The sequence below is a fragment of the Variovorax sp. UC74_104 genome (assembly GCF_044055375.1).
Lineage (GTDB): Bacteria > Pseudomonadota > Gammaproteobacteria > Burkholderiales > Burkholderiaceae_C > Variovorax.
Window position 1 is genome coordinate 440,260 of record NZ_CP171978.1, and the last position, 16,354, is coordinate 456,613.

Consider the following 16,354-nt stretch of genomic DNA (forward strand, 5'->3'; position numbering starts at 1 on the left):
GCCCATGTTCGAAGTGCTTGTTTTTGTGTACGAAAACTATTGGCGCGGCGATGCCTGTCCCGAGGCCGAGCAACTGGGCCGCAAGCTCAGCGCCCACGGCTTCGAGGCGGAAGAGATCCGCGAAGCCCTTCACTGGCTCGACGGCCTGAGCCTTGCAACGCAGGGCATGCAGATCGAGCGAAGCTCCGATGACGACGCCGCCGCCACGGTCGTGCTGTCCGGAACGCCTCCCGCGGCCATGCCGCAATCCGCCAACGCGATGCGCGTCTACTCGCAGGCCGAGCAGGACCACCTGGGCGCCGAGTGCCTGGGCTTCATCCGCTTTCTCGAATCGTCGAACGTGCTGCCCTGCGGGCTGCGCGAGATCGTCGTCGAGCGCGCGATGGCCGCACCGGGCGATCCGGTCGCGCTCGACGAGCTGAAGATCATCGTGCTGATGGTGCACTGGAGCACCGGCATCGAGCCCGATGCGTTGGTGCTCGACGAACTCTGCGAGAGCCGCGAAGGCCGCACGGCACACTAGCTAGGTTCGCCCCCAGGCTGCGCGGCACTTCGTGTCCGCTGCGCCAACCCCCTACCGGGGGCAACACCGGAGGCCCGGCGGAGCCGGTTCCTCGGTGTTCCGCGAAAACTGCCGGGCAGCAACTAGTTCAGGAGGCGCTCGGGGTTCGCGTCGAGCTTCGCCAGTGCTTCGCGGGTGGCGCGCACGGTGAGGGTTTCCTCTTCGGCGGGCACCAGCAGGCCGGCCTGCAGGTAGGTCGCCAGGCGTCCTGCCTGGATCAGGAAGCTGCGCCCGTCGCCCGATGCGAACAGGTGCAGCTGCTTGCGGTCGCTGCGCCAGACGAACTGGACCTGGCTCACGCGGTCGTTGTGGTCGAGCATGAACCAGTTGCCCACCTGCAGCTCGTTGGCCCAGGCGACCATGTCCTCGGGCACCTTGCTGCCGGCGGTGTCGGGAATGACCTCGATCGATGCCGCATCCACGCCGAGCAGCAGTTCGATGCTCTGGGCGTCGAGCGGCAGGTCGGCGGTGCCGCCCACGTCGCTCACGAAATCCTCAAGGTGCGCCAGCCGCTCGGCCATGGCTTCGATCTTGGCCTGCGGGATCGCCTCGGTCTTCGAGAGGAAGGCGTCGGACAGCGTGGCGCCGATGATCTTGATCTGCGCTTCCTGCGGCTCGTCGACGATGCCCAGCAGCGCCATGCCCTGGCGCAGGCGCTGCAGCAGCTGCGGCAGGTCTTGTATGACGCGCGCGCGGTCGGTGCGGTTGGGCTTGGCGCTCGCGGCCCACACGAGGTCGGAGGCCACGCGCTTGAGCATCACGGTCTGCTCGCCCTGGGCGCCGTAGCGCAGCGCGGCGATGGCCAGCACCTCGGCCCAGATCTTGAAGAGGAACTCCCGGATCTCGTCGCGCACCGGCATGTCGTTGAGCATCTTGCGCAGCTCGATGGTGTACTGGATCGCCATCGTCTCCTTCTGCTCGACCTGCTGCGCCACGCTCATCACGCGCTGCGTGGTGTCGCTCTGCGTCAGGTAGCGGTTGAGGAAGGCGACGAACTCGTCGAACACCAGCTTGAACACGCGCTGGCCGGTCTCGGGATACTGCTCGATGACCTGCACCACCCGGCGGATCTCGCCTTCGAGCGCGCTGCCGGTGATGGCGGCCGCGTCGAAGCCCATCACGCACGAGCCCATGCGGTCGATCAGCATGCGCGCCGGATGCTGCAGGGTGCCGAAGAATTCGGGCTCGGCGATGGCCACGCGCAGCACCGGCATCTGCAGGCGGGCGAACCACACGCGGGCCGAGAACGGAATGCGTTCCTCGGCAAGGATGGCCTGGAACATCAGCGCCACGATCTCGACCGTGGCCTTGTCGGCCGTGGTGGGCGCGCGCTTCTTGAGCTCGGCGCTGCGCCGGCGCAGGTCGACGGCCGTCTGCTGCATCAGCGTGGCCTGCTCGCCGGCGCCTTCCATGTACTGCGTGGCGGCCATCCGGTAGGCCGCCTCGGCCTCGGCGATGGCGCCGGCGAATGTCCTGGAGAACGCACGCGGCGCCCCGCCGCCGCCCTGGCCCGGCTGGCTGCCGGGGCTGGTGGTACGGCCGTCCGCGCCCGCGGTCTGGAACACCCCGGCGGAGCCTCCGGCGTCGCCGCCGATGCGCGCCGTCACGAAGCGCTTGAGGCTCAGCAGCGCGGTCTGGGCGCGCTGCCGCGCGATCGCCAGCGGCGAGCTGCTCATGGTCGACGGAGCGGTCGGCACCGATTGCTGCGGCTGGCCGTCGAATCCGAAGCCGGTGCGCTGCATGTTGTTCTGGGGGCCGGCGGAGACTGCGCCGTCGACCGGGGCCGCACCCGAGCTGCCGCCATTGCCGCCACCGGCTCCTCCAGCGTTGCCCGTGCGCCGCACGAAGCTCTTGAGGTCGATCTCCGGCATCACGCCGTTGGCGATCAGGTAGGCGTTGGCGTTCTCGTAGGCCTTGACGATCACGTCGACGAGGCCCTGCTGCACGGTGTCCTGCACCCGGGTCCAGAGCCCGCGGCTCAGGCCCACCGCGAGCCATTGCTCGACCAGCAGCTTGGCCAGCGTCTCGGGCTTGAGCACGTCCTTGGCGTCGAGTTCGGTGGTGCCCTCGAGGTGCTGGATGCGCAGGCGCAGGTCGCTGAGCTCGAAGCTGGCCTTGTCGTGGATCAGCTGAGCGAGCCGCGAGGAGAGGATGTTGCTTTCCACCACCTCGTCGCCGATCAGCTCGAGCCGCAGCGCCGAAGGCATGCTCGACGCGCCACCGGAACTGGCGGCCAGCGCCTTGCGCCAGCCGGTCTGGGAGAGCGTCACCCACTGCGTCGCCTGGCCCTGGAACGCGACGAAGTCGTCGCGGTTCTCCTGCATGGAGCGGGCGGTGCCGGCCTCGGAGGCCATGGCCGTCAGCCGGTCCTTGATCGCGCGGGCCAGCGGCAGGATGGCGCCTTCGGTCGCCGATACGAAGCGCTCACGCGTCTCGCGTGCGAGCTGCAGGGAAGAGGCGGACCGAGCGGTGCTCATTGAAAAGTCGGAGGGGCCAGGGTGTTCTGTTCGTCGGCGACAACCGCGAGCTTGCATCGGGACGGGCTGCCGCACAAGTGTGGAAGTGCCCGGCGTTGCATGCGAACAGCGCCGGCGGTGTTGCCGCCGCCGGCGCCTTGTTGCCGAACCCTGGAGTATCCGTCAGACGACGGCGCCGGCGTTGGGGTCGTCCTCGGAGCCGCCGTCGCGCTTGGCCGGGCCGCCCTTGACGAGGTCTTCGCGCTTGATGCCCAGCCACATGGCGATTGCCGCCGCCACGAAGCAGGAGGAATAGATGCCGAAGCAGATGCCGATGGTCAGAGCCAGGGCGAAGTAGTGCAGCGTCGGACCGCCGAAGAAGAACATCGACAGCACCACCAGCTGGGTGGAGCCGTGGGTGATGATGGTCCGGCTGATGGTCGAGGTGATCGCGTTGTCGATGATCTCGACCGTCGACATCTTGCGGTAGCGGCGGAAGTTCTCGCGGATGCGGTCGAAGATAACGACCGACTCGTTCACCGAGTAGCCCAGCACCGCCAGCACCGCCGCCAGCACCGCCAGCGAGAACTCCCACTGGAAGAAGGCGAAGAAGCCGAGGATGATCACCACGTCGTGCAGGTTGGCCAGCACGGTAGCCAGCGCAAACTTCCATTCGAAGCGGAACGCCAGGTAGATCATGATGCCGACGACCACCATCGCCAGCGCCTTCAGGCCGTTGGTGGTGAGTTCGTCGCCGACCTGCGGGCCGACGAATTCGTTGCTGCGCAGCTCCACCGCGGGGTCGGCCGCCTTCAGCGAGTCCATCACCTCGGCGCTCTGCTGGGCGGAGGTCACGCCCTTCTTCACCGGCAGGCGGATCTGCACCGACTTGCCGAAGCTCTGGACCTGCACCTCGGTGTAGCCCAGCTTGCCGACGATATCGCGGACCTTGCCGACGTCGGCCGACTGGTTGTAGGCGACCTCCATCACCGTGCCGCCGGTGAACTCCACCGACAGGTGCAGCCCACGGTGGAACAGGAAGAACACCGCCAGCAGGAAGGTGACGACGGAGACGATGTTCAGCACCAGCGCGTGGCGCATGAACGGGATGGTCTTGTGGATGCGGAAGAATTCCATGGCTGTGCGTCCTTCTTCTGCCGCTTACTTGGTTTCGACCGCGGCGGTGCCGTCGGTCGAGGGGCGCCACACCGTACCGATGGACACCGACTTGAGCTTCTTCTTCTGGCCGTACCAGAAGTTCACGAGGCCGCGCGAGAAGAACACGGCCGAGAACATCGAGGTGACGATGCCGATGCAGTGCACCACCGCGAAGCCGCGCACCGGGCCCGAACCGAAGGCCAGCAGCGCGATACCCGCGATCAGCGTGGTCACGTTGGAGTCCAGGATGGTGCCCCAGGCGCGTTCGTAGCCGGCGTGGATCGCCGCCTGCGGCGACGCCCCGTTGCGCAGCTCCTCGCGCACCCGCTCGTTGATCAGCACGTTGGAGTCGATGGCAACGCCAATGGCCAGCGCCATGGCCGCGATGCCCGGCAGCGTGAGCGTGGCCTGCAGGATGGAAAGGATGGCCACCAGCAGCAGCAGGTTGACGGCCAGCGCGATCGACGAGAACAGGCCGAACAGCGCGTAGTAGATGCACATGAACACCATGATCGCGGCGAAGCCGTACATCACGCTGTCGAAGCCCTTCTTGATGTTCTCGGCGCCCTGCGTCGGGCCGATGGTGCGTTCCTGGATGATTTCCATGGGCGCGGCCAGCGAGCCGGCGCGCAGCAGCAGCGCGAGGTCGTTGGCTTCGGCCACGCTCATCGAGCCCGAGACCTGGAAGCGGTTGCCCAGCTCGCCGTTGATCGAGGGAGCCGTGAGCACTTCGCCCTTGCCCTTCTCGAAGATCAGCATGGCCATGCGCTTCTTGTAGTTCTCGCGGCTGACGTCACGCATGATGGTGCCGCCCTTGGAGTCCATGGTCAGGTCGACCTTGGGCTGGTTGCTCTGCTGGTCGAAGCCGGGCTGCGCGTCGGTGAGGTTCTCGCCGGTGACGAGCACCTGCTTCTTCACGATCACCGGACGGCCCTGGCGGTCGAGGAATTTCTCGGAGCCGAAGGGCACGGGGCCGCCGCTCAGTTCGGCGGCGCGGCCTTCGGCGCTTTCGTCCACCATGCGCATCTCGAGCGTGGCGGTGCGGCCGATGATCCGCTTGGCCTGGGCCGGGTCCTGCATGCCGGGCAGCTGCACGACGATGCGGTCGATGCCCTGCTGCTGGATCACCGGCTCGGCCACGCCGAGTTCGTTGATCCGGTTGTGCAGCGTGGTCACGTTCTGCTTGAGCGCCGCGTCCTGGAAGCGGCGGGCGGCCTCGGGCTTGATGCTGGCCACGATGCGCCATTCGCTGCCCTGCTGGGTCTCGACGGTGCTGAGGTCGGGCATCTGGTCCTGGATCAGGCGCCGGGCGACTTCGACGCTGTCGGCGTCGCGCAGGGTGATCTCCACGGTCTGGCCGTTGCGGTTCACGGCGCTGCCGCGCACCTTCTTCTCGCGCAGGCCCGTGCGGATGTCGCCGGCGAACGACTCGGCCTTCTTGTCGAGCACGCCGCGCATGTCGACCTGCAGCAGGAAGTCGACGCCGCCGCGCAGGTCGAGGCCCAGATACATCGGGAAGGCGTGCAGCGCCGTCAGCCACGAGGGCGAGCGCGACACGAGGTTGAGCGCCACCGTGTACGAGGCGTCGTCGGCATCGGGCACCAGCGCCTGCTGGAGCGTGTCGCGCGCCTTGATCTGGTCGTCGGTGGTCGCGAAGCGGGCCCGCACCGCGGTGGGCTCGAGGGTCAGCAGGTCGGGCGTGAGGCCTGCCGTCTTGAGCAGCTCCTGCACCCTGGCCTGGGTCGACGCGTCGATCTTGACGGTGGACTTCGCCGCCGACACCTGCACTGCAGGCGCTTCACCGAAGAAATTGGGCAGGGCGTAGATGAGCCCCACGAGCAGCACGACCACGATGATCGCGTACTTCCAGACCGGGTAACGGTTCATGAGAAAGCGCTTTTTCTGAAACGGAACACGGCGTGAATTGGGGCCCCGCGCCCGAAGGCGCAAGGTCAGCTCACGCTTTTATTTGACGGCGCCCTTGGGCAGGACCTGCACCACGGCGCTGCGCTGGATCTTGATTTCGACGCCGTTGGCGATCTCGAGGCCGAGGTACTGGTCGCCCAGCGAGGTGATCTTGCCGAGCACGCCGCCGGCGGTGGCGACTTCGTCGCCCTTGGCCAGGGCCTCGATCATGGCGCGGGCTTCCTTCTGGCGCTTCATCTGGGGCCGGATCATGACGAAATACAGCACCACGAACATCAGCACCAGGGGCAGCATGCTGCCGAGCGAGGACATCATGTCGCCGCCGCCTGCAGCGGGCGCGGTCTGGGCGAAAGCAGAGGAAATGAACAAGAGAGTCTCCAGCAGAGGGAAGAGAAAAGAAAACGTGTGGGAGCGCGGGTCACGCCCGCGGTTCCTTGGGCTTCGCCGCCACGCGGGATGCGGGCTGCAACTCAAAGCGCGGCGGGGCCTGGCCGCGCACAGCACCGGGCATTGTATTCGGCGCGGATGGCCGCCCGGAGCGCTTATCCGGCGCGATGGGGAGGGCTTTCGAGCTATCCCGGCAGCCGGCTTTTTGCTACGTTTTCAATAGCAAAGGGCGCCATCGGGCGCCCTTTGCGTGGTCTGCCGGCCCCCGCCGGTCGGGAAATCAGGCCGCCGCGCGCGGCGCCTGCTGCGGGTTGCGCCACTTGGTCATCAGCTCGCTCCAGCGGGCACGGGCGGCCGCCAGGTTGCGGTCCTTCACGTGGCCGTAGCCGCGGATCTGCTCTGGCAGGCTCGCGATCTCCAGCGCCAGCGCGTGGTTGTCGGCACGCAGGGCGCCGATGACTTCCTCGATGCTGGCCCGGTACTCGCCGATCAGCGCGCGCTCGGTCCGGCGTTCCTCGGTGCGGCCGAAGATGTCGAGCCCCGTGCCGCGCAGGCCCTTGAGCTTGGCGAGGAACCTGAAGCCGGTGAGCATCCAGGGGCCGAATTTCTGCTTCTGCAGCTGGCCCTTGGCGTTCTTCTTGGCAACGATCGGCGGCGCCAGGTGGTAGTTGAGCTTGAAGTCCTTGCCCATCTGGCCTTCGAACATGCCTTCGATGCGGCCGAGGAAGGCCGGGTCGCTGTGCAGGCGGGCGACTTCGTACTCGTCCTTGTACGCCATCAGCTTGAAGAGATAGCGTGCCACAGCCTCGGTCAGCGCGGTGCTCTTGCCCACGGCCGACTCGGCCTGGCGCACCTTGCCGACGAAGCGCTTGTATTCCTCGGCGTACGCGGCGTTCTGGTAGCCGGTGAGGAACTCCGCGCGGCGCTCGACGATGCTCTCCACCGACTCGCGCTTCTTGAACTCGATGACCTGGCCCGGGCGAATGCGCTTGTTCAGCTCTTCCGGCCGCACCGCCGCCTGGCGGCCCCACTCGAAGGCCGCCTTGTTGTTATCGACGGCCACGGCGTTCAGCTCGATGGCGCGCATCAGCGACTCGTGCGCCAGCGGGATCCAGCCCTTCTGCCAGGCGTAGCCCAGGATCATCGGGTTGACGTAGATGGTGTCGCCCATCAGCGTGGTCGCGGCGGCGTCGGCATCGAAGCTGCCCACGCCTTCGGCGCCCACGGCGCGCGCGATCTCGGCGGCGCAGGCTTCTTCCGGGTTCTTCCAGTTGGCGTTGCGCACGAAGGCGGCCGTCGGCGCGCTGTGGCTGTTGAGCGCCACGTGCGTGCGCCCTTCGCGCATGCGCGCCATGGTCTCGGCGTTCACGGTGACCAGCGGGTCGCAGGCCAGGATCAGGTCTGCCGCCGCCGTGCCCACGCGGGTGGTGCGGATGTCGTCCTGCGTGTCGCCGATGAGCACGTGGCTCCAGGTGGCGCCGCCCTTCTGCGCGAGGCCGGCCGCGTCCTGCGTGACGATGCCCTTGGCCTCGATGTGCGCCGCCATGCCCAGCAGCTGGCCGATGGTGATGACGCCGGTGCCGCCGACGCCCGCCACCACCACGCCCCAGACCCGGCCGCCTTCCAGCGACGGGATCGAAGGCTCGGGCAGCAGGCCGAACTCGGCCGGCGTGGCCGCCTTGTTCTTGCCCTTCTTCTTGAGCTGGCCGCCCTCGACGGTCACGAAGCTCGGGCAGAAGCCCTTCAGGCAGCTCATGTCCTTGTTGCAGCTGCTCTGGTTGATGGTGCGCTTGCGGCCGAACTCGGTCTCCAGCGGCTCCACGCTCAGGCAGTTGCTCTGCACGCTGCAGTCGCCGCAGCCTTCGCAGACCAGCTCGTTGATGACCACGCGCTTGGCCGGATCGACCGCCGTGCCGCGCTTGCGGCGGCGGCGCTTCTCGGTGGCGCAGGTCTGGTCGTAGATGATGGCCGTGGTGCCGGGAATCTTGCGGAACTCGCGCTGCACGTCGTCGAGCAGGTCGCGGTGCTTCACCTGCACGTGGTCGCCGGGGATGCTCACGCCCTCGTACTTCTCGGGCTCGTCGGTGACGATGACGACCTTGGCCGCGCCCTCGGCATGCAGGCTCTCGGCGATCTGCAGCACCGAGTGGCCCTCGGGGCGCTCGCCCACCGTCTGGCCGCCGGTCATGGCGACCGCGTCGTTGTAGAGGATCTTGTAGGTGATGTTCACGCCCGCCGCGATGCTCTGGCGGATGGCGAGCAGGCCGCTGTGGAAGTAGGTGCCGTCGCCCAGGTTCGCGAAGATGTGCTGGTCAGTGGTGAAGGGCTGCTGGCCCACCCACGGCACGCCCTCGCCGCCCATCTGCGTGAAGCCGATGGTGGAGCGGTCCATCCAGGTCGCCATGAAGTGGCAGCCGATACCGCCCATCGCACGCGAGCCTTCGGGCACCACGGTGCTGGTGTTGTGCGGGCAGCCCGAGCAGAACCACGGCTGGCGCGTGGCGTCGGCCACGCCGGTGGAAGCCTGCTGCAACACCATCGAGCGCTCCTTGGCTTCCAGGATGGCGAGCTGGGCGTCGATGCGCGCGGTCATGTCGGCGCCGGCGGCGGCCAGCAGGCCGGTCTTCTTCAGGCGCGTGGCGATGGCCTTGGCGATGAGCGCCGGGTTCAGGTCGGCGTTGGCGCGCAGCAGCGTGTGCGAGGTCGGGTTGGGCATCGACCATTCGCCGCCCGAGTAGCCCTCGGCCGCGTGCACCTCGCCCTCGTCGAACTTGCCGACCACGTTGGGCCGCACGTCCGGGCGCCAGTTGTAGAGCTCTTCCTTGAGCTGGTATTCGATGACCTGGCGCTTCTCCTCGACCACCAGAATTTCTTGCAGGCCGGTGGCGAACTGGCGCGTGAGCTGCGCCTCCAGCGGCCACACCACGCCCACCTTGTGCAGGCGGATGCCGAGCTGACGGCAGGCCGCGTCGTCCAGGCCCAGGTCGATGAGCGCCTGGCGGGTGTCGTTGTAGGCCTTGCCGCTGGCCATGATGCCGAAGCGGTCGTTCGGGCCCTCGATCACGTTGTGGTTGAGCCGGTTGGCGCGGATGTAGGCGAGCGCGGCGTACCACTTGTAGTGCATGAGCCGGGCTTCCTGCTCCAGCGCATGGTCGGGCCAGCGGATGTGCAGGCCGCCGGGCGGCATCTCGAAGTCGGTGGGAATGACGATCTCGACGCGCTCGGGGTCGATCATGGCCGTGGCGCTCGACTCGACGATCTCCTGGATCGTCTTCATGCCCGACCACACGCCCGAGAAGCGGCTCATGGCGAAAGCGTGGATGCCCAGGTCGAGGATTTCCTGCACGTTCGCCGGGAAGAACACCGGCGTGCCGCAGGCCTTGAAGATGTGGTCGCTCTGGTGGGCGGCGGTGGAGCTCTTGGAAATGTGGTCGTCGCCCGCCACCGCGATCACGCCGCCGTACTCGGTGGTGCCGGCCATGTTGGCGTGCTTGAAGACGTCGGAGCAGCGGTCCACGCCCGGGCCCTTGCCGTACCAGATGCCGAAGACGCCGTCGAACTTGTTGGTGCCCTGCGGGGAGAAGCCCAGCTGCTGAGTGCCCCACAGCGCGGTGGCGGCGAGCTCCTCGTTCACGCCGGGCTGGAAGACGATGTTCTGTTCCTTGAGGAACTTGCTGGCCTTCCACAGCGCCTGGTCGTAGCCGCCGAGCGGGGAGCCGCGGTAGCCGCTGATGAAGCCGGCGGTGTTCTTGCCGGCCTGCTTGTCGCGCAGCCGCTGCAGCATGGGCAGCTTCACCAGGGCCTGGACGCCGCTCATGAATGCGCGGCCGTAGTCGAGGGAGTATTTGTCGTCGAGCGTGACGGTTTCTAGGGCCTTGCGAATGTGCGCGGGTAGCGGTGCATTCATGTCGTCTGTCTCCGTTTGGCAGGGCCTCATGGGCCTGGCTGTTTCTGGGTCTGTGCCCGGGTAGGGCACGAGCCCATGATCACGCAAAGTGTATGCCGGGTCCGCGACAGGTGTTTGCGTTCTTTGCCGGGAAAAACGCGCTTCCAGAAAGAATCTTGCTTAATATCGGCCCTTATGGAAAGCATCGACAAGTTCGACCTCGCAATCCTGCAAGAACTGCAGGCCGATGGACGCCTCACCAACGCCGAGCTTGCGCAGCGCGTGGGCCTGTCGGCCGCGCCCTGCTGGCGCCGGGTGCGCGCGCTGGAGGAGGCCGGCTTCATCAAGGGCTACCACGCCGAGATCGACCGCCACAAGATCGGCCTGGGCGTGCTCGCCTTCGTGCGGGTCGACACGGAGCGAGTCACCCACGAGGCCACGCGCAAGCTGGAGGACGCGATCCGCAAGCTGCCCGACGTGATCGCCTGCCACTACATCAGCGGCACCGGCACCTTCGAGCTGCAGGTGGTGGCGCAGGACCTCGACAGCTTCTCGGCCTTCGCGCGCCAGCACCTGATGAACCTGCCCAACGTGAAGGACCTGCACACCAGCTTCTCGCTGGGCGAGGTGAAGGCCAGCAGCGCGCTGCCGCTGGGCCATCTGGGCAACGCCACCCGACAGCGCGCGTCCTAGCACTCAGGTCAGCGCCGTTCGCTCCGGCTGGCCTCGCGGATCGCGCGGAATTCGGACCCAGCCCCCCACTCGGGCCAGCGCCGGCTGTTGGCCAGCGTCTCGCCCACGCGGTAGAGCAGCGGCAGGTCGTGCGCCATGCCGGCGAAGGACCAGTCGGCGCGCCACTCGTCGGCCGGCTGGTGGTAGCGCTCGGCGTTGTAGGCCTTGCTGGCCGCCTCGCCGGCCGCGAGGCCGCCGTCCACCAGGTCGTTGCCGGAGGCGAACGAGAGCGCCGGCACGCCGCGCTTGGCGAAGGAGAAATGGTCGGAGCGGAAGAAGTAGCCGGCCTCGGGATGCGGATCGGGCGCGTAGGCCAGGCCGAAGCCTCGCGCCTGCTCCACCAGCAGGTCCTGCAGCTGCGAGACCGCGCTGCCCGAGGTGCTGAAGTTGCGCGCCGGGCCTTCGGGGCTGAGCGCGTCCATGTTGATCACGGCCACCGTCTTCGCCAGCGGATAGAGCGGCTTCGCGCCGTAGAACTCCGAGCCGAGCAGGCCGCGCTCCTCCGCCGTCACCGCGAGGAACACGACCGAGCGCTCGGGCTTGTGGCGCGCGCCCGCGAAGGCGCGGCCCATCTCGACGAGCGCGGCCAGGCCGGTGCCGTTGTCGACGGCGCCGTTGTAGATGCGGTCGCCCTTGGCGTCGGGCGCGCCCACGCCCAGGTGGTCCCAGTGGGCGCTGTAGATCACCGTCTCGTCCGGGCGCTTGCGGCCTTCGACGCGGCCGACCACGTTCTTCGAGACGATCACCTGCCGGTCGATCGCGTACTCGGCCGACAGGCTCGCGTCCTTCAGCAGCTGCGGCTGGAACTCGCGCGTCTGCGCGAGCTTCTTCTGCGCCTCGAAATCCAGCCCCGCGCGGCGCAGCAGGTCGACCGCCACGTCGCGCTGGATCCAGCCCTCCAGCTTCGGATGCACCGCCGCGGGCTGCTCGCGCTCGATGTCGAGCATGGTCGCGGTGTTGGAGTTCTTCACCGTGGCCCAGCCGTAGGCCGCCGGCGCGGTCTCGTGCACGATCAGCACGCCCAGCGCGCCGCGGCGCGCGGCCTCCTCGAACTTGTAGGTCCAGCGGCCGTAGTAGGTCATGGCCTTGCCGCCGAAGTCGCCGCTGCCGATCTCGAAGTCGGGATCGTTCACCAGCACCACGGCGATCTTGCCCTTCAGGTCGACGCCCTTGTAGTCGTCCCAGCGCCGCTCGGGCGCGCTCACGCCGTAGCCCACGAAGACCAGCGGCGCCTGCTGGATCGACACCGCGGTGGAGCCGTCGAGCGCCGCGCGCGCCGCGATCTGCTCGCCCTGCGCCAGCGCGTCGCGCTGCGCGCCCACCTGCAGCGTGATCTGCGGCGGGCCGCGGAACTCGGTCTTCACCAGCGGCACCGATTGGGTCCATGTGCGCCGGCCGCCTTCGAGATCGCCGCCGGGCGCGAGGCCGGCGGCCTTGAACTGCGCGACGAGGTAGTCGACCGTCTTCGCTTCCGCCGGCGTGGCGGGGGCGCGGCCCTCGAAGTCGTCGCCGGACACCGTCTTCACGATCTGCGAGAGGCGCTGCGGATCGAAGACCGGCGCCGGCGGGTCGGCCGCGGCCAGCACGATGGTGGCGGCCGACGCGAGGCCGATGCCGCAGAGAAGATGGAGATGGAAAGCAAGCCGCTGTGTCGTCATGCAAGGCGCTCCTGGGCCGGAAAAGCCCCGGATGCTAGCCAGCGGGCAGCGATCGCCGGCGGATGCCCTTCGCCCCGGCCGGAGAACCTTGGTTGGACTCGTGCGGCGATCCTTGCAACAGGTGCAACGGAAGGCCACCGATAGCGACAGCCTAAAATCCCCGCCCACCACCTTCCTCCCGCCGGACGGCGAACAACAAGGACCCCGCATGAACTCCCTCCGCCGCGCCCTGGCTTTCGGCCTCGCCGCCGCCACGCTCGCCTTTGGCGCCCAGGCCCAGAACCGCGAGCTGATCGTGGCCTCCAGCGCCACCTACGCGCCCTTCGCCTTCGAGAACAAGGACAAGCAGATCGTCGGCTTCGACATCGACATCATCAATGCCATCGCCAAGCAGCAGGGCCTGAAGATCAAGATCGTCAACACGCCCTTCACCGGCATCTTCGGCGCGCTGAACAACGGCGACGTCGACCTCGTGATCTCGGGCGTGACCATCAACGAGAAGCGCAAGCAGAGCTACGACTTCACGCCGCCGTACTTCGCGGCCCGCCAGCTGATCGCGGTGCCGAAGAGCAGCAAGGTCGCCTCGCTGAAGGACCTGGCCGGCAAGAAGATCGCCGTGGTCAGCGCCTCCACCGCCGACGACATCGCCTCGCGCGAGTTCGGCAAGACCAGCCCCGACATCCGCCGCTTCGAGAGCACGCCGCTCATCATTTCCGAGCTGGCCGGCGGCGGCGTCGATGCCGCGATGGGCGACAACGGCGTGATCGCCTACCGCGTGGCGCAGAACCCCGAGCTGAAGACCATCGACGACAAGTCCTTCCCCGAAGAGGGCTTCGGCATCGTCGTGAAGAAGGGCGACAAGGCCCTGCTGGACAAGCTCACGGCCGGCCTCGCGGCCATCCGCGCCGACGGCAGCTACGTGACGATCTACAAGAAGTGGTTCAACAAGGACCCGAACGTGCGCTGAGCCGCACGGCATTTCATTGAATACGGCCGCCCACAGCGGCCGTTTCGCTTTTTCGTTGACTGAGAGTTGAGGACGCAAGCATGGAACAACCGATCCTGCTGTTTGGATGGTTCCGATGGGACATCCTCGTGGAATACAAGGACCTGTTCTGGCAGGGCGCATGGATGACGCTGCGCATGACGGTGGTCTGTGTGCTGCTGGGCGCGAGCTGGGGCCTGTGCCTCGCGCTCGCGCGGCTGGCGCAGGCTCGCCACGCACCGTGGACCTGGGCCACGCGCTTCCTGCTGCGCTGGCCGGCCACTGTGTACGTGAGCTTCTTCCGGGGTACGCCGCTTTTCGTGCAGATCCTCTTGATCCACTTCGCGGTGATGCCGGTGTTCATCCACCCGACCTCGGGCCTGCTGATCGACGGCGAACTCGCGCGCACGCTCAAGCAGGAGCACGGCGCGCTCATCTCGGGCGTGGTGGCGCTCACGCTGAACTCGGCGGCCTACATCTCGGAAGTGTTCCGCGCGGGCATCCAGTCGATCTCGCGCGGCCAGTTCGATGCGGGCCGCTCGATCGGCTTCACGCCTGCGCAGGTGATGCGCTACGTGGTGCTGCCGCAGGCCTTCCGCCGCATGCTGCCGCCGCTGGGCAACAACGCGATCGCGCTGCTGAAGGACACGTCGCTGGTCTCCGCCATCGGCCTGGCCGAGCTGGCCTATGCCGCTCGCACCGTGGCCGGCGCCTATGCGCGCTACTGGGAGCCGTACCTGGCGATCTCCGTCATCTACTGGGTGATGACGCTGATCCTGACGACGCTGCTGCGCCGCCTCGAACACCGCCTCGCCCGCAGCGACAGAAGCTAGGCACACCCCCAGGCTTCGCGCACTTCGTGTCGCTTCGCCAACCCCTTTGCAGGGGGCAACACCTGAGGCCCGGCAAAGCCGGTTCCTCGGTGTTCGCGATACAGGTTGGGGGACCTGCTGACGCCGGGGCCAGAATAGCGCCACATGCCACCCATATCCCCCGAAGAGACACCCATCCCGCCCGCGAGGCCGCAGCCGACGAAGTTCGCGGCGCTCGTGCCCCTGAAGATTCCGGTGTTCCGCATGCTGTGGAGCACCTGGCTCGTCGCCAACATCTGCATGTGGATGAACGACGTGGCCGCCGCGTGGATGATGACCACGCTGACCTCCTCGCCGATCTGGGTGGCGCTGGTGCAGTCGGCCTCCACGCTGCCGGTGTTCCTGCTGGGCCTGCCCAGCGGGGCGCTGGCCGACATCCTCGACCGCAGGCGCTGGCTGGTGGCCACGCAGTTCTGGCTGGCCGGCACCGCCATCGTGCTGTGCGCCGCGCTGGCGCTTGACCTCATGACCGCGCCGCTGCTGCTGGCGCTGACCTTCGCCAACGGCATCGGTCTGGCGCTGCGCTGGCCGGTGTTCGCGGCCATCGTGCCCGAGCTGGTGCCGCGCACGCAACTGCCGGCCGCGCTGGGCCTGAACGGCATCGCGATGAACGCATCGCGCATCGTGGGCCCGCTCACCGCCGGCATGCTGATCGCGAGCGCGGGCAGCATCTGGGTGTTCGCGCTGAACGCGGTGCTGTCGGTGGCCTCGGGCTTCGTGGTGCTGCGCTGGCGGCGCGAGCACACGCCCAATCCGCTGGGCCGCGAGAAGCTGGTGAGCGCGATGCGCGTGGGCGTGCAGTTCGTGCGGCAGTCGCAGCGCATGCGCGCGGTGCTCACGCGCATCTCGATCTTCTTCTTCCACTCGACCGCGCTGCTGGCGCTGCTGCCGCTGCTGGCGCGCAACCTCCAGGGCGGCGGCGCGGGCACCTTCACGCTGCTGCTGGCGGCCATGGGCGCGGGCGCGATCGTCGCGGTGCTGTTCCTGCCGCGCCTGCGCCAGGCGATGGGGCGCGACCAGCTGGTGCTGCGCGGCACGCTGCTGCAGTCGGGCGCCACGGCGGTGATGGCCTTCGCGCCCAACGCATGGGTCGCGGTGCCGGCGATGTTCTTCGGCGGCATGGCGTGGATCACGGTGGCCAATTCGCTGTCGGTGTCGGCCCAGCTCGCGCTGCCCGACTGGGTGCGCGCGCGCGGCATGTCGATGTACCAGATGGCGATCATGGGCGCGAGCGCGATCGGCGCGGCCATCTGGGGGCAGGTGGCCACGCTCAGCTCGCTGGTCGCCAGCCTGAGCGTGGCGGCCGCGAGCGGCACGCTGCTGATGCTCGCGGCGCTGCGCTGGGTGACCGACCTGAGCGGCGAGGACGACACCAGCCCCGCGCAGGCCGGCTGGGCCGTCGGCCCGCCCGCGGAAGCTCCCGAGGAAACCGGCCGCGTGGTGGTCACCGTTGAATACCTGATCGACCCCGCGCGCGCCGCCGCCTTCCACCTGGTCATGCAGCAGACGCGCCGCGCACGCCTGAGCCAGGGCGCCATCGGCTGGGAGCTGCTGCACGACATCGCGCAGCCCGAGCGCTACGTGGAGCAGATCGTCGACGAGTCGTGGACCGACCACCTGCGGCGCTTCACCCGCGCCACCGCCAGCGACATGGCGCTGCGCGAACGCAGGCTCGCCTTCCACATCGGCGAGTCGGGGCCGGTCGTCACGCGGTACATCGTGCGGCGCTGAG

11 protein-coding genes are annotated in these 16,354 nt (G+C 68.2%); 5 read left to right on the top strand and 6 right to left on the bottom strand.

Going from position 1 to position 16,354, the window contains the following annotated elements; translation table 11 throughout:
- Nucleotides 1-4 precede the first annotated feature (4 nt).
- Nucleotides 5-523 carry a DUF494 family protein gene (locus tag ACHMXA_RS02205; protein ID WP_176665211.1) on the top strand — a complete coding sequence of 173 codons (519 nt, stop codon included), beginning with the start codon at nucleotides 5-7 and terminating at the stop codon, nucleotides 521-523.
- A 122-nt stretch (nucleotides 524-645) separates the two neighbouring features.
- Here ACHMXA_RS02205 and ACHMXA_RS02210 read toward each other — a convergent pair whose 3' ends face one another.
- The 5 genes from ACHMXA_RS02210 to ACHMXA_RS02230 all read right to left on the bottom strand — a co-directional run bounded on the left by ACHMXA_RS02210 (nucleotide 646) and on the right by ACHMXA_RS02230 (nucleotide 10,396).
- Nucleotides 646-3,039 (bottom strand): DUF1631 family protein, encoded by a 2,394-nt coding sequence (locus ACHMXA_RS02210; protein WP_395318112.1) that lies wholly within the window; start codon nucleotides 3,037-3,039, stop codon nucleotides 646-648.
- 162 nt (nucleotides 3,040-3,201) lie between these two features.
- Nucleotides 3,202-4,155 (bottom strand): protein translocase subunit SecF, encoded by a 954-nt coding sequence (gene secF / locus ACHMXA_RS02215; protein ID WP_176665213.1) that lies wholly within the window; start codon nucleotides 4,153-4,155, stop codon nucleotides 3,202-3,204.
- Between the two features lie 24 nt (nucleotides 4,156-4,179).
- Nucleotides 4,180-6,063, bottom strand: coding sequence for a protein translocase subunit SecD (gene secD / locus ACHMXA_RS02220; protein ID WP_395318115.1), 1,884 nt, complete (start codon nucleotides 6,061-6,063; stop codon nucleotides 4,180-4,182).
- A gap of 78 nt (nucleotides 6,064-6,141) precedes the next feature.
- A complete protein-coding gene (gene yajC / locus ACHMXA_RS02225; RefSeq protein ID WP_125950429.1) occupies nucleotides 6,142-6,471 on the bottom strand; it encodes a preprotein translocase subunit YajC in 330 nt (109 codons plus the stop codon).
- Between the two features lie 298 nt (nucleotides 6,472-6,769).
- A complete protein-coding gene (locus ACHMXA_RS02230) occupies nucleotides 6,770-10,396 on the bottom strand; it encodes an indolepyruvate ferredoxin oxidoreductase family protein (RefSeq protein ID WP_395318117.1) in 3,627 nt (1,208 codons plus the stop codon).
- Between the two features lie 174 nt (nucleotides 10,397-10,570).
- Between ACHMXA_RS02230 and ACHMXA_RS02235 the strand changes: the two genes are divergently transcribed.
- Complete coding sequence (locus ACHMXA_RS02235; RefSeq protein ID WP_395318119.1) at nucleotides 10,571-11,068, top strand: Lrp/AsnC family transcriptional regulator; 498 nt, start codon at nucleotides 10,571-10,573, stop codon at nucleotides 11,066-11,068.
- A gap of 8 nt (nucleotides 11,069-11,076) precedes the next feature.
- Here ACHMXA_RS02235 and ACHMXA_RS02240 read toward each other — a convergent pair whose 3' ends face one another.
- A complete protein-coding gene (locus ACHMXA_RS02240; RefSeq protein ID WP_395318121.1) occupies nucleotides 11,077-12,765 on the bottom strand; it encodes a M28 family metallopeptidase in 1,689 nt (562 codons plus the stop codon).
- Nucleotides 12,766-12,973: 208 nt separating this feature from the next.
- On the opposite strand from ACHMXA_RS02240, the gene ACHMXA_RS02245 reads away from it, so the two are divergent.
- The 3 genes from ACHMXA_RS02245 (at nucleotide 12,974) to ACHMXA_RS02255 (ending at nucleotide 16,353) form a co-directional block, all read left to right on the top strand.
- Complete coding sequence (locus ACHMXA_RS02245) at nucleotides 12,974-13,732, top strand: basic amino acid ABC transporter substrate-binding protein (RefSeq protein ID WP_395318123.1); 759 nt, start codon at nucleotides 12,974-12,976, stop codon at nucleotides 13,730-13,732.
- Between the two features lie 80 nt (nucleotides 13,733-13,812).
- Nucleotides 13,813-14,583 carry an amino acid ABC transporter permease gene (locus ACHMXA_RS02250; protein ID WP_395318125.1) on the top strand — a complete coding sequence of 257 codons (771 nt, stop codon included), beginning with the start codon at nucleotides 13,813-13,815 and terminating at the stop codon, nucleotides 14,581-14,583.
- Between the two features lie 144 nt (nucleotides 14,584-14,727).
- A complete protein-coding gene (locus tag ACHMXA_RS02255) occupies nucleotides 14,728-16,353 on the top strand; it encodes an MFS transporter (protein ID WP_395318127.1) in 1,626 nt (541 codons plus the stop codon).
- Nucleotide 16,354 lies beyond the last annotated feature (1 nt).

Coding starts and splice junctions, on each gene's coding strand:
- ACHMXA_RS02205 (WP_176665211.1), top strand. CDS start 5: ATGTTCGAAGTGCTTGTTTTTGTGTACGAAAACTATTGGCGCGGCGAT.
- ACHMXA_RS02210 (WP_395318112.1), bottom strand. CDS start 3,039: ATGAGCACCGCTCGGTCCGCCTCTTCCCTGCAGCTCGCACGCGAGACG.
- secF (WP_176665213.1), bottom strand. CDS start 4,155: ATGGAATTCTTCCGCATCCACAAGACCATCCCGTTCATGCGCCACGCG.
- secD (WP_395318115.1), bottom strand. CDS start 6,063: ATGAACCGTTACCCGGTCTGGAAGTACGCGATCATCGTGGTCGTGCTG.
- ACHMXA_RS02230 (WP_395318117.1), bottom strand. CDS start 10,396: ATGAATGCACCGCTACCCGCGCACATTCGCAAGGCCCTAGAAACCGTC.
- ACHMXA_RS02235 (WP_395318119.1), top strand. CDS start 10,571: ATGGAAAGCATCGACAAGTTCGACCTCGCAATCCTGCAAGAACTGCAG.
- ACHMXA_RS02240 (WP_395318121.1), bottom strand. CDS start 12,765: ATGACGACACAGCGGCTTGCTTTCCATCTCCATCTTCTCTGCGGCATC.
- ACHMXA_RS02245 (WP_395318123.1), top strand. CDS start 12,974: ATGAACTCCCTCCGCCGCGCCCTGGCTTTCGGCCTCGCCGCCGCCACG.
- ACHMXA_RS02250 (WP_395318125.1), top strand. CDS start 13,813: ATGGAACAACCGATCCTGCTGTTTGGATGGTTCCGATGGGACATCCTC.
- ACHMXA_RS02255 (WP_395318127.1), top strand. CDS start 14,728: ATGCCACCCATATCCCCCGAAGAGACACCCATCCCGCCCGCGAGGCCG.